The sequence below is a fragment of the Symmachiella macrocystis genome, from assembly GCF_007860075.1.
GTDB classification, from domain to species: domain Bacteria; phylum Planctomycetota; class Planctomycetia; order Planctomycetales; family Planctomycetaceae; genus Symmachiella; species Symmachiella macrocystis.
Window position 1 is genome coordinate 226,671 of the sequence record NZ_SJPP01000002.1, and the last position, 20,107, is coordinate 246,777.

Here is a 20,107-nt window from a genome sequence, read left to right on the forward strand (position 1 = left end):
GACGAACGTGTGGATCCCGCCCGACCGGAAGACCCCCGATTCTGAGATGCGATCCGCGCGTAACCTATCAATATCGCTGTTTTTTCGCAAGACCGCTTGAGTTGTATAGGGGGCTCAGGACATCGTGGAACACTCAATTGACACAGGCCGTTTCCAACCGAATTGTTTTGGTCCACTGAACCTGGCGAATTACTTCATGCCCCAAGCGGGAGACGGTCGATACGGGTTGTAACGATTGCGCGGGTCGTGTGGCTCCGCTGCGGGTATCTCAAATCCCGCTGCCGCACAATTTCGTCCGATCAGCACATCGTCACTAGCCAAACATCGCCAAGCCGGAGCGATCATGCCCAAATCCACAGTTGCCATTGTGACGTTCGTTGCCAGCGGACAAGAAGCTGCTTACGTCCAATGCACCGAGTCGATCAAACGCGCCTACCAAACCAATAATGGCGGCTTCGCAAACCTGATCGCACTGCGGATCGACGATCACAACGGCACGATGAGTGTGTCCCAGGCTAGAAATCTTGCCGTGGGAGCCGCCGCATCGCGCGGTGCGGACTGGGTCCTGTGCATCGATGCCAAAGACCTGCTCGCCGCTAATGCGCTGGGCGACATCAAACCGTTTCTCGACGACTACGATGCCATTTGGGGCCAGTTGTACACGTTCCAAGAGGGAAGTAGCGAAGCGATCAAACGCGAGCCGCAGATCGACCACACCGATTCCTTTGCGGAACTGCTGACCTACCGCCCGGAAGCGTCGCTGCAGTCCGGGCACATGCTGAAAACGAGCGTCGCTCAGCAGTTTCTGCATGATGAGTCGCTATCGGAGGGCCACGAATTTGATCAATTCCTGCGGATCTGGGAACAAGGCCGCTGTGTGAAGATCCCACATCCGATTTCACTACACCGGATCGACGGCAACGAGTCGGAGCAGAATGCCGTGGCGAAACGAGTGCTCACGAAATTTCGAATCAAACACGGGGCGACTGAGGGGACTGCGCCCCAAGAAGTCGACTACGGAATGGACTTCACCCTCTTCGGTTTGATCGGCTGTGGAACCCGCGAAATCGCCGAACTGATGACGATTCCCAATCAACGCATCATCCTCGACGAACCGGCCATTCTGGGCCACGAATGGGCCCGGCACGTTCACACACAACTGCGCAAGTGTGGTATTGAAATTGATGAGCAAGACTGGACCCGAAAAAAGTACCTAACCTTTCAAGAGTTCTTCGACGTGCAGGTCTTGCCGAAACTAGCTGCCATTCCTCAATGGGGATTGCGAACAACACGTTTGGAGGGCTGGCAACAGTTGCTCGAAACCTATCCGCCTCGGAACCTAGTTTTGTGCGTACGCGACATTCGCGATGTCGTATTGTCGCACGTTGATGTGGCGCTGCGGATGGGAATTCCGATTGATGGCTCGTTTGTCGAACACCGCACACGGACCTCGGCAGCGGCCTTGATGGAAATCTCACAGCGACCGCACATTCTTATCCGCTACGAAGAGTTAGCAACCCCCGGCGGCTTGCAACGGCTGCCTGAAACACTGGGCGTTGAAATTCCCGGACCTGCCGGCGAAAGCGTGCCGTTGGCCGATGGCCCGGCAGAGCGGCATTTGCTGGAGCGCCGACCGGAATTGGTCGCATTCGTGAATCGTGTTTGGAGCACATGCGACGACTACTGCCGCACTTTCGGCTACGAACGGCCTAGTACGGCGGCGCACAACCAAGTAGCCTAACGGCTACGAGTATCGCGCAGAATCGCCGCTGAAACCGTAGGGCTACGTTCCGAGCATGGTTGCTCGGGACATCACGATTCAAACCGTCAGCAGTGCATGCAGCCACATGGGATTCTCATTGGGGCCGTTTTCCACCAAGGCCTTCGTGACGGTGAATCCTGCGTTCCGAATCGCCGAAATCCACCACTGCGGCTCTTTGACGGTCAGATGCAAAGGTTCGCCGAGGATCTTTTGCCCGTAACCGTCGGGAAACAGAGCAATGCCTAAATAGGCGGCCTTCGCCGTGCACTGACGAAGGTTCTCCAAACAAGCAGGGACTTGATGTGTGGGGATGTGCTCCATGACGTCGGTGCAGATCACGCCGTCGTAGATCTCCCCGAATTCTGCCAAATTCCACAGACAGCCGACGGTGAGAATTTCGTCGCGGATCGCGTCAAAAAATGGGTCGAGACAATTCGCGGAGATGTCAAACCCATGCAGATCGAATTCCTCGGGGAATTCGGTCATGATTTGTTGCATCAGCTGCCCAGAACCGCAACCGGCATCTAGGATTGTCCGCACTTGGTGCTGGCGGAAATAACCGATGAGATCGACCAGCTGCGCGCCCTGCAAACCGGGCGAAAATCGGCGGTAGTCGTCGCACTGCCACACCTGCTCATATTTGCGACGTTCTTGATCAATTTGCTGGTCCACACCAGCCGTCGGCTGGGAGGCCGGTTGGCGGAGTTGCTTGGCGATGCTCAGCAGTGATCGTGTCGCTGCCGGATGAGTGGGATTGATTCGCAAGACGGCGCGAAACGACTGCGTCGCCTCCACCAGTTGCCCCTGGCTGTGTTGCGCCGTTCCTTTGCGCAAGAGATCATCCGTGATCATGCTGCAAACCCCATCTCAATACATTGCCAACATTGCCCCACAAAGACCATATCGGTCTCAGGGGGCGGTATTCATCAGGCAACGACAAAATGCGACGATTCCACACGGCAGGCCGATGGGGTCATTGCGCTGCCGCAGCTTCATAAAGTCGCGGCATCTCGTCCGGCTTGGATTGGCGGAAGACGAACTCATTTCCCGGATGTAGCATGTAGGTCGTGGTGCCTGCGGTCGTGATTCGGCGATATTCCACCGGATAATTCACTGTTTCAGAAGCCCCAGCCAACAGTAACCGAGGACGCGTCCAGCCCATGCCATAGCCGCGAAGTTGGAACAGGACGGCCTGATCAGCTTTATTGGTCAGGCGCACCAAAGGCAGTGTTTGATAGTTGGGGACCATCGACAATTCCGCGTCGATGCGTTGCCGCCAGAACTCTCGAACGCGGGCCGCACGCGCCGCAGCAACGTCACGCTGCGTTTGAGCCGCTTGGTCGTAGAGTTCAAGTTCTTCTAGATAGCGTTGTACCAGACGAGCGGTCCGGGTATTGGGATATTTGGCGATCAACTGCCGTGCCTTGTCTTTGCGTTGCGTGATCTCCAGATCGTTCCATTTGTCCAATTCATGCCGAATCTCCGCTTCGGTCAACTGGGGAGTAGTAACCGCTTCGGCCGGCGGCACGAAAATGTCGTTGTCTTGGGCGTGAGCGACATTCGACAGCGTTCCCAGGGGGAGGGCTACCACACAGCCGAGAAACGCGAGAGCAAATATTGAGTTGATTTGGGCCATGACGTTCTCTCCGAAGGGAATCACTGGGTTCGGGTCGATTGAGAGTAGGAAATCGCGGCGGCGGAAATTCACCCGGGCGACACAATCCCCCTATTATACCTCGCATTTTTCATCAATGCGGGCAAAAATTATCGGGATCGCCTTGGTCCGGAAAAATCGCGACTTCTGGAGTCACAAGAATGTTTTGTCCCCATAAAATCGTTGCAAAATGAAGAAATCCGGCGAATGTGGCCCCAAACCGGGCTCAGACGTGAGCTATGTTTTATTGTGCGCCCGGTTTTACGTCGTTCGACGTGGGCATTTGTCCGTCAGTACCGTCATTGTCCCACTTGCGCCGACTGATTTAGCGACTCACTTATGCAAAGACTTCAAGCACTCATTCGTTCGCGTGTGACGGCCAACAGTCGTCGCCAAACCATCTGGGATATAGTCAAGATTGTTGGCTCGCTCAGTCTGGTCTTCGCTCCCGTGGCGGGGCTGATTGTGTGGTTCAGCCACCCGGTCAACGGCGAACATCATGCTCCCGAGGAGACTGTCCAATCTGCTCAAGCAGCAAAATCTAAAGAACCAACAGAGGTGTACCTCGGCGAGTTTTCCTCGGTCAGTGGTTCTGCGGAACGCGCGAAGACCACTCCCGACAGTGAAGGCATACGCGTGGTGGAGTTCGAAGTCTCAGGGATCATGCGCGGTACGAAAGATGAAGTCATTCATTTCGAACGTCGTTTAGCCGGCTATCAAAACCGCATCAAGGCGGCGATGACCGAGATTGCCCGCGGGGCGACCGTCGGCGAACTGAATGACGCCATGACCCAATCGTTGCGCGGCAAAATCCGCAATAAGCTCAATGGCCTCTTCCGAAAACCTGTCTTTGAAGAAGTCGTCTTCGGCCACTTCCGCATGTACGAACTCTAGCCGCCGCAGGGGGGCTTGGTGCGAGCTTCCGCTCGAGGTGCATGGGCCGCTTCCGTTGGTCGCTGCCTTTTGGGGAACTCGCCTTATGGGCGATGCGGTTGCTGATTGGCATTATTGCTTGCCGGTTGCATCGGTCACTTGGCGGCCATGGTTAGGCTCTCGAGCGGCAAGACGCTGTTCATGCTGCCGGAGCGGAAGCCTTCTAAGTCGAGCGTGATGAACTTGAACCCCAATGATTTGAAGTGCGTTGTGATTTTGTCGCGGATGTCATCGTTCGCAAAACGCGCAAGCGCTGTAACGGGGACTTCGATCCGGGCTAGGTCATTCGGTTCGTGACGCACTCGTAACTCGCGTAGGTCCAACGACTCACGCAGGAAGCGTTCTGCATCATCCACGCGCCGCACGCGTTGGGGAGTGACTTCTAATCCATAGGCAATGCGGCTAGAGAGGCAAGGGCTGGCCGGTTTGTCCCAGATGGGTAACTCCCAATCGGCGGCCAACACGCGTACTTCAGCTTTGGTGAACTGAGCTTCAATCAACGGACTTCGGACATCGTGTTCACTGGCCGCTTGCATGCCGGGGCGATGATCGCCGCGATCATCGAGGTTGGCGCCATTGACAATCACATCAACGTCCAACTGGGCCGCCAGTCCTTCCAACTGTGTGTACAGCTCGGTTTTACAGAAGTAACAGCGGTTCGAGGCGTTTTTGAGGTAGTCGCTGTTTTCAAATTCCTCGGTCCGCACAATTCGGTGGCGAATTCCGATGAGCGCCGCCAAGCGTTTGGCCTCTTCCAATTCCCCGCCGGCTAGACTGGGACTATCGGCGGTCACTGCGACCGCGCGATCTCCACAGGCCAGTTGTGCTGCCTTGGCGACCACCGTGCTGTCGATTCCGGCTGAAAATGCGACCGCCACGCGCCCATAGCCGGACATAATGCCGAGCAAGGCATCACGCTTTTCAACCAATTGGACGGGGAGGGAATCGGACATTACGCGTTCATTTCAACAGGGCGCCATGCTGGCGGAAACCAAGATCTATGCACCTTCCATTATAACGAGCGCGGCTCGACTGGCAATGAACGTTGCCGCTGCCATTGCGTGGTGTCTACAATGGTTTTACGACATTTGATACCTCCCACCTTCAATCTCAATAGGCCTGCCCTCATGCCCGCTTCTGATCGCCGTCAATTTCTGCAATCATCCCTCGGTGCGGTATCCGCACTCCCATTATTCTCCGGCATGGAAGCACTGCTTGCCGCCGAGTCGACTGAACAAAGCGGCAACATGACGATTGCTCCTTTTCGGTTTGATGTCACGCCGCCGATGGGACATTCGCTGTGCGGAGGGTGGATCAAACCGGTTGAGGCGGTTGACGACTCGCTGGAAGCGATTGGATTTGTGCTCACCGGTGCGGGGAAACCGATCGTGCTGTGCGCCGTCGATTGGACGGGGCTATTGAATGACGCGCACGTACAATGGCGGACGGCCTTAGCCGAGGCAGCCGGGACGACACCCGAACGAGTCGCGGTGCAATGTGTGCATCAACACAACGCGCCTTTTGCCTGTCTCGATGCGGAGAAGCTGATTTTGGAGCAGGGGGACCTGCCGCACATTGTGGAGCTGGATTATTTCGAGGACTGTTTGAAGCGGGGTCGGGGAGCGGTCCAGGAGGCAATGAAATCCGCTCGGCCGGTAACGCACGTTGCGCACGGACAAGCCAAGGTGGATAAAGTCGCTTCGAATCGACGTGTGTTTCGCGATGAAAACGGCAAAATCAAAGCCATGCGGGGCAGCAGCTGCACGAATGAAGAATTGCGGGCCTTGCCCGAAGGATTGATTGATCCGTGGCTGAAGACGGTCGCGTATTATGATGGCGACGAAAAAGTGGTGTCCTGCCATTACTATGCGACGCACCCCATGAGTTATTACGGCGATGGCCGCGTGAGTAGTGATTTCGCCGGTTTGGCTCGAAAAAAACGCCAAGCCGAACAGCCCGATTGCACACACATCTACTTCACCGGGTGCGCCGGCAACATTGCTGCCGGGAAATACAACGATGGTTCCCACGAAGTGCGGCCGATCCTGACCGAGCGTATGTATGACGGCATCGTCAAATCCGAAGAGTCGCTCAAACCGCAGCCGATCCAACAAGCGTCGTGGCACACGCAAGATATTCTGCCAACACCCCGCGCTAGTCTGTCACAAGAGGATCTCGTCGCAGAAATCAGTAATCGCGATAACGCGGTCGTCGGCCGCAACCGGCCGTCGTACATGCTGACTTGGTTGCGTCGGGTTGAGAAACAGATTCCCATCGTGCTCAGTTCGCTGCACGTCAACGACATCGCACTGCTGCATTTACCGGCGGAGTGTTTTATCGAATACCAACTCCACGCACAAAGCCTCGCCCCCAACCGTTTCGTCGCCACAGCCGCCTACGGTGACGGCGGACCGTGGTATATCCCCACAGCCGCAGAATACCCAAACGGCGGTTACGAAGTCGGCGTCGCATTTTGCGAGCCGGGGGTGGATGAATTGTTACGGGGCAATAGCGAGAAACTGTTGTCGTAAAGTGCAAGAACATCGTCCCGGGACGTTGTTCGTTTGGCCCGATCACCTCACCGGCTGGCGTAGGGGCCGCCGGTGATGGATTCGGCGACGTCGGCTAGACCTTTGCTGAGGCTATCGCCGATCAACTCTGCTGCGCGGAGCGACTGCTCGCGCGTGAGGTCCAAATGTGTACATGCCCGCAATGACTGCGGCCCGGTGGGATTGATGTTCACGCCCAATTCTCGCAGCCGTGACGATAAAGCGAAGGCGGAACCATATCCTTCCTCGACGTCGAAGAACACGAGGTTCGTTTCGGGCATTTCAATCTCGATGCCTTCGATCTGTGACAATGCTTCGGCGAATGCGCGGGCGTTGTCGTGGTCCTCCTGCATGCGGTCGACGTTGTTTTCCAATGCATAAATTGCCGCAGCAGCCACGATGCCGCTTTGGCGCATCGCACCGCCAAATAACTTGCGGGCACGGCGGGCGACACGGATTTCCTCTTCGGATCCAATCAGCGCCGATCCCATCGGACAGCCCAGACCTTTGGAGAAACAGACGGAGATCGTATCGACCGGCTCGCAGATTTCCTGTGCCGTGTAGCCGCCCGCCACGACGGCGTTGAATAGCCGTGCGCCGTCCATGTGGACCTTCAATCCATTTTCATGCGCCCAGGCACCGATTTGTTGCATGGCCCCCAATGAATACACGACGCCACCACCGCGATTGGCGGTGTTTTCGACGCAGACCAGTCGCGTGGGGCAAAGGTGTTGATCGTCGTTGTGGATCTGTCCTTCCAGATCAGACACCTCTAACAAACCGCGGCGTCCGATAATCGGCCGACAGGTCACACCGCTCAGCGCCGCCGGTCCCCCCGCTTCATAACTGGCGATATGTCCCCAGGCCTCGATCAGCAATTCGTCTCCCGGACGACAATGCACGCGGACACCCATTTGATTCGATTGCGTTCCCGAACAAGCAAACACGGCCGCTTCCTTGCCCAACCGCTCAGCAATCATGGCCTCCAGTCGGTTGACGGTCGGATCCTCACCCGACATATCGTCCCCCACCTCCGCATTGGCGATCGCTTCGCGCATGGCGGGGGTCGGTTTGGTCATGGTGTCGCTACGCATTTCGATGATTGCGTCGGGCATTTTGCTCACTATCCTGGTTGGCTGATTAGTTGGGAGACCTTACCGGCAGGCGATTGCGTGCCGCTCGCCTTTTGCCTGTTGGCTCAAGCGATAATGATACTTTAGTCACCCGGCGAGCGTTGATCAATCACGGCTGGTCCGATCGCCGGAGAGCGTTCGGCGAACTTTACCATCACCAGCCCACTGTATAGGATGCGAGACGAAGATTCTTTTCCGAGCATATTCCCACAAAACGGCACCCGGTAATGACCGATTCCAGCTCCCAAACACTCAATATTCAAACCATCAATTGCCACAGCGAGGACCCGATTACGGCATTATCGGAGTTGCGCCGCAAACTCAGCCCGCAGGGCGATATCGTCTCCGCAGCGGGGCGACAGCGGACGATCGACCTGTTTGGCGCTCCGCTCACGCCGCAGCAGGTCGTCGAGAAGATCTGCGGCGACGTCCGCGAGCAAGGTTTGCCGGCGGTGCTGGACTATACCGCAAAACTGGACCGCCGCGAACTGGATGTTGACACGATGCGGGTGACGGCCGAGGAACTGGCTGACGCCCATGCCGCCGCCGATGAAGAGTATCTGGCCACAATTCGCCGGATTCGCGACAACGTCTTGGAATTCCAACAGGCGATTCTTAACCAAGACGTCAGCATCGAACGTGCCAGCGGAGCAGGGCGGGTGGTGCTTGGTCAGCGATATTTGCCGTTGCGACGGATTGGAGTCTGTATTCCGGGTGGAGCGGCGGCCTATCCGTCGACACTGTTGATGACCGCTGTCCCCGCGCAGGCGGCGGGTGTTCAGGAGATCGCTGTGATTGTCCCTCCGACTGATTTTGGCGGATACAACGTCGACATTTTGGCCGCCTGCCATGAGTTGGGCATTACGGAAGTCATCCGTGTTGGCGGAGCACAGGGTGTGGCGGCGCTCGCCTATGGGGTCGAAGGAATTCCCCAGGTCGACAAAATCGTAGGGCCGGGCAATCTGTTCGTCGCCCTGGCTAAGCAGCATGTCTTCGGCGACGTCGACATCGATAGCATCGCCGGACCGAGTGAAGTTGTGGTGTTGGCCGACGAAACGGCGCGGGCCGATTTTGTCGCCAGCGATTTGATTTCTCAAGCCGAACATTCGCCCGGAAGCGGCGTGATGATCACCTGGCATCGGCCGTTGATGGATGCGGTGCGGACGGAATTGATAGCACAACTCGCGCAACTGGAACGGGGGGACTTGGCCCGGACCAGTTTGGAAGATTATGGCGCACTGATCCTAGCTCGCGACACGGACGAAGCGTGCCGGCTCTCGGACTTGCTCGCGCCGGAGCACCTGCATGTCTCCACCGCCAACCCGGAATCGCTGCTGGACAAACTGCAAAACGCCGGTGCGATTTTCCTGGGGCACTACACCCCGGTCGCCGCCGGCGATTACGTCGCCGGCCCGTCCCACGTCCTGCCGACCGGCGGCACCGCACGTTTTGCCAATGGATTGTGCGCGAATGATTTTTTGAAACGCTCGTCGATTATCCGTTACGACGAAGCAAGCTTGCGAGGGGATGCGGGGGATATTTGCCGCATGGCGGACAAGGAAGGGCTGACAGCGCACGGGGCAAGTGTGTCGGTACGGGTTGGAGAAGAGTAGGGCATTCTCCCGCTTACCGCGAATAATATCCTGGTAAAACCAACATCATGGGAAAACCAAAATTCCGCTATGTCTGCAAAGCGATTCCAGGCGTCGGTTGGCGCATTTGGAATCGGAAAACTCGCAAATGGTGGGGGAATCCTTTTCGTGATTTCCCCAGTGAGTTGCTTGAAGAACTGAATGGCCCTAAACGCCCGGACAAATTAGTGGAACTTTGCAAGCGCAAATAAAATCCGCCCTACAGACAATCATCATACTGAAATTCATAAATTACAACACCGACATCATCTTGCAGCCGCTGGTGGCGGTGTTGTGTGCAGCCGTCTTGGGATTTGAGCGTGAAACACAGGGGAAGGCGGCGGGGTTGCGGACGCAGATGTTGGTGGGGCTGGGGACGGCTATCTTCACGATGGCCGCCTGGAACCTGCAAGAGCGATTGGCCGATACTGAGGGAGCCACCCGCGTCGATCCTACTCGCGTGATTGCTGGAATCGTTGGTGGACTGGGATTTCTGGGCGCGGGGTCGATTATCCAGGCGGGGAAATCCATCCGCGGGCTGACGACAGCCGCTACCGTGTTGGTCGTGGGTGCGGTGGGGATCGCCTGTGGATTGGGGGACTATCTACTGGCACTCGTCGCCACCGGTTTTGCGACCATCATATAGGTCGGGGTCGGCTATCTGGAGCATCGCACCGACATCACTGACTCCACGAAAAGTCTCCCCTCTAAAGACTCCTAAGGTTGAACTGTTTGCGTCAGGTTCCGCGCAACCGACAGCGAAACATGGACCTCTCAAGTCGGAGGCGACGATCGCCTGTATCGCCGGTCTGGGAGACGCACGTTAATTGACGTGATTCCCCAACACCTAGGAATGAATGGCTGAAGCTGCGCGTTTGGGTGCCGTGAATTTTCGAACAAAACCGGCACCGTAGCTGAAAGCCTGCTCTTCACCGCAGGTCTCTGCCCCGATAGCCATCGAAGCGCTAAGCCTGACGATGGCTCCTCTTGCGAGCACTTTCGAACTCATCGTCCAACCAAACCGGTTCGCTTTGATCAATCGATCATTGGCTGCACTCCTCCCAAAACAGCGTCAAGAAGCCTTTACGATTTGCTAAGGAAATGACGATCAAATTGAACATGCCGAAAAGTGAGTCAACAGGTGACTCAAAAGAAAAAAAAAGCAAAAGTCCATGCAGAATGGCCACTTAGAGGGACCGCTCGGTGTCTAACGTTCCGATTGGCACAGTTTTTCCTAATCCTCTTATTTATCGCAAAGCTACAACAGTGAGCACGTGATGGGATATGTGGGCCGTGACGCCGGAGAGGATATCTCTGTTGGCATGATTGACATCGTTTGAAGTTTCACCATTTTTTGTTTTGGGCTTATCAAGGGGAGAATTTCGATGAAGACAAGTTTAATGCTGAGTGCGGTTGTATTGGTTGCCTGTAGCTTAGATGCACAGGCTGGGTTTATTGACTTCGAAAGCGGCTACTCCGATCTGGAGATCATCAACAGCGCGATCGACACGGGTGACAATTTGGTCACGATCTCCACCACTGGTAACACCAACTCGGCGTTCTCCTACATTGCTAAGGTTGGAACGCCGCCTCGGACCGGATTTACCACCGGTGGAAATGCCGCAGTCAGTGACGACGAGGCTGTCGACGGTCGGGCGGGAGGGTTCTTCCTCACCGATGATACCGTGGGTGATGTCGCAATCAATTCGGCGGACTACGTCTTCAGCTTTGCCGATGGCATTACTGACTTGAGTATGGACATCTTCGACTTCCGTGTCGATGGGGGAGCACAGAACGTCGGATCGACGGCTACAGCGATGTTGACATTGTTCTCCGATGAGGCGATGACGAACATCGTTGGCATGACCTCCTTCACAGCGGATTTGCAAAATCAGCCGATCGACGGCAACTGGGAAAACCTGCTGGTCATCGCCGACGGCGTGGCTGTGAAAGCCGTCTTGGATCTGGGCGGAGTGGATCGCGGTGTGGGTGTCGACAACATCAGCTTCACCACCGAGCCGCCGCCGGTCAATCCGGTTCCCGAACCCTCGTCGTTCGTGCTAATGGGCCTCGGTGCCATTGGCCTGATCGGCTTCCGCCGTCGCCAACAACGTCGTGCGGCCAAATAACAAACGCATCGCAGCATAAGCTGCAACGAACAACGGATGCATTATCGAACGACTCCCCGATAATGAGTTGAGGTGCCGGAAGCACCACTAGGCGACCTCAAGCCCGGATGACACTGTGTCGTCCGGGCTTTTTTGTGTTTGTATCGCGAAATCATCATGCGTGAAACGTTGTTAGCCACAGACGTTTACAAACGCATCCGTGATCCGCTGCAAGATTTCAGCATCGCTGGGATAAGTCGTCGGCAAAATCTGCCGCAACGGGATCGGCACTTCGTCCATGCGATACACGACTCCCGGAAGATGCACACCGTACACGGCAGTCGTGAAGCGAAGCTGGGGTTGGAAATGGACGGGCACGGTGGGGTGGTCCAGCAAAATCGTCGGGATGGTTTCTAAATAACGCCGGGCTGCTGGCGACATGTGCGGAACGCTTTCGCCCCCCACAAACAGGCACAGATCGACCTCGCCACGTTCGAACAGATCGTTGGCGGAGAATTCGCTCGGATTATACTGCGGATACCCTCGGCCCAAATTGACACCAAACGGAAAACCCGTCTGCCAACAGAGTACACAGTCTGCTCCCGTGACGTCGCCATGCATTCGCATTCGCCGGGCATGAAACCGCGTGTAGGCATTCAATTCGGTGACGAGTCGTAACAGAGCCTCGACGTTGAGATGCCCCAATTGCTGATGTGCTAATCCCAAACCAAAAAAGACGACACCACAACGACACGACTTCATGCGGTCCGCTAGCTCTGTGAGTTGATCAATGGGAATACCGGAATAGGCGTCCTCTGTTGGCGACTCACCACGCAATAAACTGCGGAGCATCCAAATCATTTCGAAATCAGTACCTGGCTCGACCGGCAGGAAGATGTCAGCGGCGTCGGCAGTTTGTGTTCGCTCGGAGTCAATCACGATCACGGTACGATCGCTGCGCCCATTCGGGACGAATTCACCAACCGGGTCCACGGAATAGCGTTCGAAATGTCGCGGATGACTTTGAACGGGGTCGACGCCCCAAAAGATCACCAGATCGGCGCGATTCTTGATTTCTCCTAAAGAGCATGTCGACTCCCCGACATGTTGAATCGCCATAATCGACGGTGCATGGCAGAGCGATGCCGTTGTGTCGATGATTGCGCCAACTTTATCGGCGAGTTGCACAGCGGCGCGTTGTCCATCGGAACTGCTGCGCGACAACCCAAAAATTAGTGGAGCCTGCGACTTCAGCAATAAATCGGCGGCATATTCAATTGCGGATGGGATCTCAACAGGCTGATCATTGATCGCCGCACTAGGTGGTTGCTGCGTGTCTTGTTCCAGAAACCAAGATTCAGAGAGTTTGCAAGCGCCGGACACCGCGTGGACCCGGCCGTTTTCGACCGACACCTGCAGGTCGTCACAAACACACCCACATTTAGTGCAGGCGACATTCTGTATCACTTCCATCCAACACTTTCTCTGCTCTTAGCTCTGCTGCTGATCAATGGCTAATTTATCGAGGTAGCGGTGTCTCCGGAAAGGCACTCTGCAAGATGCGAACAAATTTGATGCAAAGCTCATGCGCAAAGGCCGAACAGGTCGACAGACACGAAGATCGCCCCAAACCAATGTGGATAAAGGCGTTATCAAGTGCAGAAACGGTGAACCAATGCGTCTCCTCATGATCAATGTGTTAAGGAACGTCGAAAAAACGGTTCTCCTGAAAGAGACCTCTTTTGTGCGGTTTGAGACGGCCAGCGAAATAAGGGGCATTGATGCAGCGGATTCCTGAGAACGATTTTGCTACCATTCAGGCCTGGATCGTTTCGGGGATCTCGAATGTTTTTTACCTAGCACCTCAGATAGCAACAACTGAATTGATACAAGGTCAAGCTTGATGAAACGACTTCTTTTCGCTTTTCTGATTCTGGCAACTGTGGGACAACAGGCTGTCGCCGAATCTCTGAACGTCATGACGTGGAACATTCGCTTAAACACCCCCAGCGACGGAATCAATGCTTGGCCGAATCGAAAAGATTGGGTGGCAGAGATTATCATCAAAAACAAAGTGGACATTGCAGGTTTCCAAGAGGTTCTCGTCGAACAACTTGAGGACTTGAAAGCTCGATTGCCGGATATGGACGTCTATGGCGTGGGCCGGAACGATGGCAAAAACGCTGGCGAGTTTACGCCGATTTTTTTCCGCAAGGATCGCTTCGAGTTGCTCGATCAGGCAACGTTCTGGCTTTCCATGACGCCCGACAAAACTGCCAGCAAGGGATGGGATGCAGACCTGCCGCGAATTGCAAGTTGGGTCAAGCTTAAGGATCGCCAGACAGGCACCGTCTTTTATGTCATGAACACGCACTTTGATCATCGTGGAAAGCAGGCACGAGTCGAAAGTGCGAAACTTTTATTAAAACAGATGCGGGAGCAATTTGTGGATCATCCAGTCATTCTCACGGGTGATTTCAATACGCTGCCAGGCTCGCCTCCGTACAACATTTTGATTGGAAAAGGGACGCAGACCCGTCCCGTGTTTCTCGATGCACACAAGCATTCAGTACAAAAACCGACCGGTCCAGATTCAACTTGGAACGGTTTCAAAGAAATTGAACCTAATCGCCGGATTGATTTTGTTTTCACCACGAAATCGGTCAAAGTCAAACGGCTCCAGACGCTTGACGACCAGCGAGACGGCCGCTTCCCTTCCGATCACCTGCCGATTATCACAGAGCTTGAATTCCTACAGGAGTGACCTGCCACTCCATCCATTTTTTCCCAAAGGATATCGAATGAGTCACGAGGACAAACCATGTCCTGATTGCGATGGCACCTTGAAGGCCGTCAGGCTGATCGACAATGATTTCGGCAGGCAGCGAGAGGTTGAATACACGGTTCCTAAAGCAAAGAAGGAATTTTGGAGCAGCAGATTCCCGATTGCAGGCAAAGTCGCCGCTTTCGTATGCGATTCGTGTGGAAGAATGCTCTTCTACGCTCAGAGCAAGGAGTAAGCAATCTACGATGGAATGGATGGACTGGTACAACAACTTGGCGAAACCTTCATGGACACCCACCGGGTCCACGATTGGGTTGATCTGGCAGATTCTCTACCCGATTATCATCGCCTCATTCGGCTATGTATTCGTGCAGGCGTTTCGCAAGAAGGTGCCGTGGATCGTCGCACTTCCGTTTGCCATGAATCTCGTGGTGAACCTGATTTTCACCCCCATTCAATTTGGGATGCGAAATCTGCCGTTGGCAGCGGTGGACATTTTGATCGTGTGGGGCACAATCATTTGGATGACGGTGGCAATCTGGCGGCATTATCGTTGGGTGGCTGTGGCGCAAGTGCCGTACTTCGTGTGGGTTTCGATTGCGACATACTTGCAACTCAGTATTACGTGGATGAATTGGGGGGAGTAATGCTTGACCACGAACATCACATGCGACGAGCGATTGAACTGGCTGCGAATGTTCCCGACCTTCCGTTCGGCGCACTGATTGTCGACCAGTCTTCCGGCGAGAGTCTTGCGGAGGGATGGAATAAGTCGTCCACCAACCCCACGTGGCACGGTGAGATCGACGCCATCAATCAAATGGCTGGTGCGGTGCGTGATTGGAAGGAGCGGCGGCTGGCTCTGTACACCACTGCTGAACCCTGCCCGATGTGCCAGGGAGCCATCCTGTGGACCGGAATCGAAACGGTGGTGTTTGGTTCGTCGATCCGATTCCTGCAAGAGCTTGGTTGGAAACAAATTGATATCTTCGCGCAAGAGGTTGCACAGCGAACTCCGTTTCAAGACTGCACATTGATCGGCGGAATTCTGGAAGATGAATGTCACGCGCTGTTTAAGGCGGCATCGAAGAAGACCCCCGAGTGAAGCCGCATAAAACCTGAAGAAATTGGAAGCCTAACCTCTTGAAAAACAACGCATCACGTTCGTCCTCAATTCGCTTGGGACTCTGCTGCACCTTCTTGGAGCAGCCCATCAAGTTTCGCAACACGACAGTCAAAGCAATAAGCAGCATGGAGCGCGATGCCGCTCTGAACAAGCTGTCCGGGTTGTGCATGGCAAACGCCCAGGCATTGCAGCAATCACTTCAATTCTGTGCCGACAACGGCATTGGCTGCTTCCGCATCAACAGTCAAGTTCTGCCAGTGAAGACTCACGCCGAATGCGGCTACGATATATGCGATTTTCCTGACAGTGATGAGATTGTGCGTCAGTTCAAGGCATGCGGCAAGTTCGCCCAGGACCACGACATCCGCACGTGTTTTCATCCCGACCAATTTGTGGTGCTGAACTCGCCACGTCCCGATGTAGTCGATCGGTCGATTGCTGAACTGGAATACCAGGCCGAGGTTGCTGAGTGGGTCGGAGCTGATGTCGTCAATATTCATGGCGGCGGAGCGTATGGCGATAAACCAAAGGCCCTGGCTGATTTCGCTAGGAATCTGAAACGATTGTCCTCACGGGTTAGAACCCGGCTGACGGTCGAGAATGATGACACGACATACACACCCTCGGACCTGCTACCGCTCTGCCGGGCAGAAGGTATTCCGTTGGTCTACGACGTCCATCATCACCGCTGCAATCAAGATGAGAAATCTGTCGAAGAGATAACCGAGCAAGCCATCAGCACTTGGAACCGGGAGCCACTGTTTCACATCTCTAGCCCCATCGAAGGCTGGGAGGGGCCAAAGCCTCGGCGACATCACGATTTCATTGACATTGAGGACTTTCCCAAATATTGGCGAGAGCTGGACCTAACCATCGAGGTGGAAGCTAAGGCCAAAGAGGTCGCTGTGCTGCGGCTGAAGAAGCAATTGGCCGAAAGCTGGGTCGTCTACATTCTACGCTGCAGTGACGGCTCGCTTTACACGGGAATCACAAACGATTTGTCCCGGAGATGTGAGCAACACAACAACGGGACAGCTTCGCGATATACTCGCAGCCGTTTGCCTGTCGAGTTGGTCTACCGAGAAGCCCAAGAGAGTCGAAGTCGAGCGTTGAAACGAGAACTGGCGATCAAAGCGATGACACGAAAAGCGAAAGAAACTCTGATTCAGTCCGCTGCGAAACTTATGAAATGACAAGGGTGCCGAATTTCTACAATTGCACGGTCGCATCCAATTCCGCAATAATCCATGAGGCGATTTTGCCAAGGAGGGAATCATGAACGACAAAAACACAAACCGAGAATCAAAACCACCGCGCCCTGTCTGCCCGGTCTGCGGCGGCGAACTGATTGAAATCCGCGCCAAGCTCCAATGTTCCCGCTGCCACACGATTTGCGAAACGTGTTGCGAAGGGGGACGGGGATAAGCTGCAGCGAAGTTCTTAGGGTGTAGCGTGAGAATTGCCAGGCCACCACGATCACAGCTGTGGTTGATGTATTTGGTCGCGGTGATCTTCCCGCATGTGGACGTTCAGAGGAAAGTCGTGGGGCAAAGACGACTTTAATGCTTCAGAGCTTATGGCTGTGGTGTTACTGGATGGCAGTGGAGCGTTGATGGTGTGGTTGCCGTGGCATTGCAATCAGTTTTGCGAACACACCCGTCGCTGCTCTAGGTGTACCATTCAGAATCGGTCTATGGGGTTTCGCCAGATGGGGGGGCTGAGGTGTCCCCGTTTTTGTCGGTTGCTTGGCGAACATCCACGACCAGTTTGCGTTTTCCTTTGGTGATGTACACAACGCCCTCAGCCCATTTTTCGTTGACAAAAGGACTTTGGAAAGCGTAGTCCGGTGCCAAATCGATCGGTGCACCATTCAATTCGGGCGCCTGATCGCTTTGCAGGGAGAAGGTAAAATTGCCAGAGTCTCTTAGGCCCCGGTAGTGCAGGACGTCATCTTCGATGCTTACTGTTTGTTTCAAGATTTCTTGTTGGAACGTTTCGAAGTTGCCTGCGAAATCTTCGCTACGCGCAACTTCTAAGATCACTGGCGTGTATTCATCGGAACAGCGAAGCCAACGAGCGTCGTCCCAATCCCAAGTACCGCGGACCACTTTGACTGCCGCAAAAGCGCGTTTTGCTTGGGCAAAAATCCAGCCGTCCCGCTCGTGTCGTTTGAGATCGGTTGAAAAGCAGACACGCATCGCCTTGGTGGCATCAGCATGACGAAGTTTTTGTGCAATCAGGGTTCCTTTGTGCTGAATTGCCCAGTGTGCATTGTAGGTGCTGCGATCAGTCTCACATCGTGGATACAAGGTCGAGTTGGGTTCCCCCGCAAAGATAATGCCATGCCACCGGTTTTGTTGGCTAATGGCGGTCCAATAGTCTTTGGGGTGACTGCCGAAGAGCAAACTTCCCATAATAAAATCGGGAGTGCAGTACGAATAGCGGACGATTCCGCCCTGTTCGGGATCGACGTCGTAAATTGGCTCGTTCGGTCGAGAGAGCGAAAGTGATTGTTGGTAATCGAGATGGCGTCCTAAACGGCGTGATTGACATTCGTAGACACCTCGTCCTTGGGGATCCAATGCAATGTCCATGACCACCAGTGGCAAACGGTAGGTTGTGGTGGCAATGACTGGTAAGGTTTCGTGATGGTGGGCGCGGTTTCCTTGCCCCAAGTAAAACCAACTCATGGCACGGTTGCGATCGTGGTGAGCAAGGGCCCAGGCACCAGGATACAGTCGCGTTTTTCCACCACCCCGCATGCCGCCCAATTGTTCTTGTGCCCAATTGGCCCACCACACATCCAGGCCAGCTTTGACGAGAGATTTTAGTTCCGGGTCGTCCGTAAAGTCATAAATATTGTGCCAACCTTGCAGGGTTCGCGAACCATAACCGGAAGGGGAAATTTCGATCAACATGCCCCTTTTCACACGTTCCCGATAGTAGCGTTTCAGATACTTTCGCCATGCAGCCAGTTGTTCTTGGGCGGTGGAACCATCTTGGTAGCGAAATGTTTCCCCCAGCGGAGATGCAGCCAGCATTCGCGCAGCTGCCCAACGCGTTGCGTCGCGCTGCGCGCTATGATTTTCACTGCCCCAGAGTCGCCAGGTGTCTTCTGGATCCGATTCCGACATTTTAGATTCGGTGTAAGCCCAGTCGGCAAAAAGTTGCTCCATGGCATGGACAGCATCATCGCTGAGACGACCTTCCATGGAGCCACCGGGGCCGAACAGTCCGTAAATGCGATAAAACACTCCTCCCAGCCAATGCAGACCAAATTCGCCGGTCGCTTGTTCCTCTTGTCGTAGAACTTTAATGGCTTCCAAGATCGCGGCATTCGCTCGTTCCGATTCTGTTTCCAGATGCAACGCAGCCAGTGCAAATATTAACCGACTGAAGACATATTGATTGATCTGTACATCCCGAATTATTTTGACTTCCCCCCAAGGTGCGGAATCGCAGGCCCCCAATTCCTCTGCCTTGGGCCATGCCGAGCTGTCCTCTGTCGGTGAATCCCAACCTTCGACAACTTGATCCGACGTTTGCCATTGATTGTTGGTGACGATCACTTGGGGTGCGCCCTGCTCGAAGTCGATATGCAGCAGCCCCAACACCCCAGCCGGGTTGGGTTCGTCACCCAAGTTGCGTGCTGCAATCGTGACGACATTGTCCCCCGGTTTTAAATGCTGGGTGATATCAATCAACTTGGCGTGTTGGAATCCGTTGGCTCGGCCGACGAGTTTCCCGTTAATTGATACTGTGCAGGTATTGTCGACGGCCAATACCATGTGGGCCTTTTTGATTGGGTTTTGAGTCGGGAGAGTCAGTTGTCGGCGAAAATATCGTAAGCCGGAGGGGGGATGACTGGGAGAATTTTGTTCGGGGTACCAAATCCATTGCGCTTGCTGTAGTTCACGAAGCGAGCGCACGGGGTCGACGCTGGAATCGAGTTCAGCAAAAGGTCGATCCAGATATTCAGTCAGGTAACTGTCCCGCCTCTTGGAGAACCCATCGCGCACTTCACTGAGTGCCTCATCAGTCAATGCGGTTACCTGCCGGTCATTGGTCATGCAGAGAGCGCACACAGTGATTGAAACGATCCAAGAAAATTTGGCAAACTTGCATGGAAAATTAACAAGCAGATAAGAGAGCCGATTTTCGTCTTGTGGGGCGATATGCATTGGTGTTTTTTTGCGGTTTGCTGTTGGGAATTGGTAAAGAATTTTTTCCGACGAAGGCTGATAATTTTCCGGCTGAGTAGAGACTGGGCCTATTCCGATACGACCATTAGCCGGGATTTCCCGTTTGGGTTGATCCTAGAACCGATCCAGACTCGCAACCTTCACGATTGTAACAGCACATCCTCTCCCAAGCTAAATGCCAGTGGACTTTTCGACAGCTTTCCGTCTTCCAGCCCGAGTGATCC

At 54.7% G+C, this 20,107-nt stretch carries 18 protein-coding genes; 11 read left to right on the plus strand and 7 right to left on the minus strand.

All coding sequences use genetic code 11. The features are described from left to right. Positions 1–189: 189 nt before the first annotated feature. Positions 190–366 carry a hypothetical protein gene (locus CA54_RS29470; RefSeq protein WP_197532611.1) on the minus strand — a complete coding sequence of 59 codons (177 nt, stop codon included), beginning with the start codon at positions 364–366 and terminating at the stop codon, positions 190–192. On the opposite strand from CA54_RS29470, the gene CA54_RS18935 reads away from it, so the two are divergent. Further along, entirely contained in the window at positions 344–1,741 is a 1,398-nt protein-coding gene (locus CA54_RS18935; RefSeq protein ID WP_146372573.1) for a hypothetical protein, read from the plus strand. The genes CA54_RS29470 and CA54_RS18935 overlap by 23 nt on opposite strands. Before the next feature lie 78 nt (positions 1,742–1,819). Here CA54_RS18935 and CA54_RS18940 read toward each other — a convergent pair whose 3' ends face one another. Together CA54_RS18940 and CA54_RS18945 are read right to left on the minus strand one after the other, a co-directional pair. Continuing rightward, positions 1,820–2,614, minus strand: coding sequence for a class I SAM-dependent methyltransferase (locus tag CA54_RS18940; protein WP_146372574.1), 795 nt, complete (start codon positions 2,612–2,614; stop codon positions 1,820–1,822). Positions 2,615–2,735: 121 nt separating this feature from the next. Then, the gene (locus tag CA54_RS18945) at positions 2,736–3,398 is read right to left on the minus strand and encodes a hypothetical protein (protein WP_146372575.1); all 663 of its coding nucleotides are present in this window, start codon (positions 3,396–3,398) and stop codon (positions 2,736–2,738) included. Between the two features lie 357 nt (positions 3,399–3,755). On the opposite strand from CA54_RS18945, the gene CA54_RS18950 reads away from it, so the two are divergent. Next, the gene (locus tag CA54_RS18950; RefSeq protein ID WP_146372576.1) at positions 3,756–4,310 is read left to right on the plus strand and encodes a hypothetical protein; all 555 of its coding nucleotides are present in this window, start codon (positions 3,756–3,758) and stop codon (positions 4,308–4,310) included. Between the two features lie 134 nt (positions 4,311–4,444). Here CA54_RS18950 and larE read toward each other — a convergent pair whose 3' ends face one another. Next, positions 4,445–5,302, minus strand: coding sequence for an ATP-dependent sacrificial sulfur transferase LarE (gene larE / locus CA54_RS18955; protein ID WP_146372577.1), 858 nt, complete (start codon positions 5,300–5,302; stop codon positions 4,445–4,447). Between the two features lie 174 nt (positions 5,303–5,476). On the opposite strand from larE, the gene CA54_RS18960 reads away from it, so the two are divergent. Continuing rightward, positions 5,477–6,880 (plus strand): hypothetical protein, encoded by a 1,404-nt coding sequence (locus tag CA54_RS18960; protein ID WP_146372578.1) that lies wholly within the window; start codon positions 5,477–5,479, stop codon positions 6,878–6,880. Between the two features lie 47 nt (positions 6,881–6,927). Here CA54_RS18960 and CA54_RS18965 read toward each other — a convergent pair whose 3' ends face one another. Next, positions 6,928–8,013: a threonine aldolase family protein gene (locus tag CA54_RS18965; RefSeq protein WP_146372579.1), complete on the minus strand. Its 1,086-nt coding sequence runs from the start codon at positions 8,011–8,013 to the stop codon at positions 6,928–6,930. A 245-nt stretch (positions 8,014–8,258) separates the two neighbouring features. Between CA54_RS18965 and hisD the strand changes: the two genes are divergently transcribed. From hisD to CA54_RS18985, 3 genes are all read left to right on the plus strand, one after another. After that, the gene (gene hisD / locus CA54_RS18970; RefSeq protein ID WP_146372580.1) at positions 8,259–9,644 is read left to right on the plus strand and encodes a histidinol dehydrogenase; all 1,386 of its coding nucleotides are present in this window, start codon (positions 8,259–8,261) and stop codon (positions 9,642–9,644) included. Positions 9,645–9,858: 214 nt separating this feature from the next. Further along, positions 9,859–10,308 carry an MgtC/SapB family protein gene (locus tag CA54_RS18980; RefSeq protein WP_197532612.1) on the plus strand — a complete coding sequence of 150 codons (450 nt, stop codon included), beginning with the start codon at positions 9,859–9,861 and terminating at the stop codon, positions 10,306–10,308. A 739-nt stretch (positions 10,309–11,047) separates the two neighbouring features. Then, positions 11,048–11,791, plus strand: coding sequence for a PEP-CTERM sorting domain-containing protein (locus tag CA54_RS18985; RefSeq protein ID WP_146372583.1), 744 nt, complete (start codon positions 11,048–11,050; stop codon positions 11,789–11,791). Between the two features lie 171 nt (positions 11,792–11,962). On the opposite strand, the gene CA54_RS18990 is transcribed toward CA54_RS18985, so the two are convergent. Further along, positions 11,963–13,243, minus strand: a complete 1,281-nt coding sequence (locus CA54_RS18990; RefSeq protein WP_146372584.1) for a formylmethanofuran dehydrogenase subunit B — start codon at positions 13,241–13,243, stop codon at positions 11,963–11,965. A 430-nt stretch (positions 13,244–13,673) separates the two neighbouring features. Here CA54_RS18990 and CA54_RS18995 point away from each other — a divergent pair, with 430 nt between their 5' ends. From CA54_RS18995 to CA54_RS29475, 5 genes are all read left to right on the plus strand, one after another. Then, complete coding sequence (locus CA54_RS18995) at positions 13,674–14,534, plus strand: endonuclease/exonuclease/phosphatase family protein (protein ID WP_146372585.1); 861 nt, start codon at positions 13,674–13,676, stop codon at positions 14,532–14,534. A gap of 266 nt (positions 14,535–14,800) precedes the next feature. Further along, a complete protein-coding gene (locus tag CA54_RS19000) occupies positions 14,801–15,202 on the plus strand; it encodes a TspO/MBR family protein (RefSeq protein ID WP_146372586.1) in 402 nt (133 codons plus the stop codon). Continuing rightward, positions 15,202–15,660 (plus strand): nucleoside deaminase, encoded by a 459-nt coding sequence (locus CA54_RS19005; RefSeq protein ID WP_146372587.1) that lies wholly within the window; start codon positions 15,202–15,204, stop codon positions 15,658–15,660. The genes CA54_RS19000 and CA54_RS19005 overlap by 1 nt, the downstream gene beginning before the upstream one ends. A gap of 95 nt (positions 15,661–15,755) precedes the next feature. Then, entirely contained in the window at positions 15,756–16,874 is a 1,119-nt protein-coding gene (gene uvsE / locus CA54_RS19010; protein WP_261343750.1) for a UV DNA damage repair endonuclease UvsE, read from the plus strand. A gap of 82 nt (positions 16,875–16,956) precedes the next feature. Continuing rightward, the gene (locus tag CA54_RS29475) at positions 16,957–17,106 is read left to right on the plus strand and encodes a hypothetical protein (protein WP_197532614.1); all 150 of its coding nucleotides are present in this window, start codon (positions 16,957–16,959) and stop codon (positions 17,104–17,106) included. 266 nt (positions 17,107–17,372) lie between these two features. Here the strand turns inward: CA54_RS29475 and CA54_RS19015 are convergent, their stop codons facing one another. Further along, positions 17,373–19,751, minus strand: coding sequence for a hypothetical protein (locus CA54_RS19015; protein ID WP_146372589.1), 2,379 nt, complete (start codon positions 19,749–19,751; stop codon positions 17,373–17,375). Between the last annotated feature and the right edge of the window lie 356 nt (positions 19,752–20,107).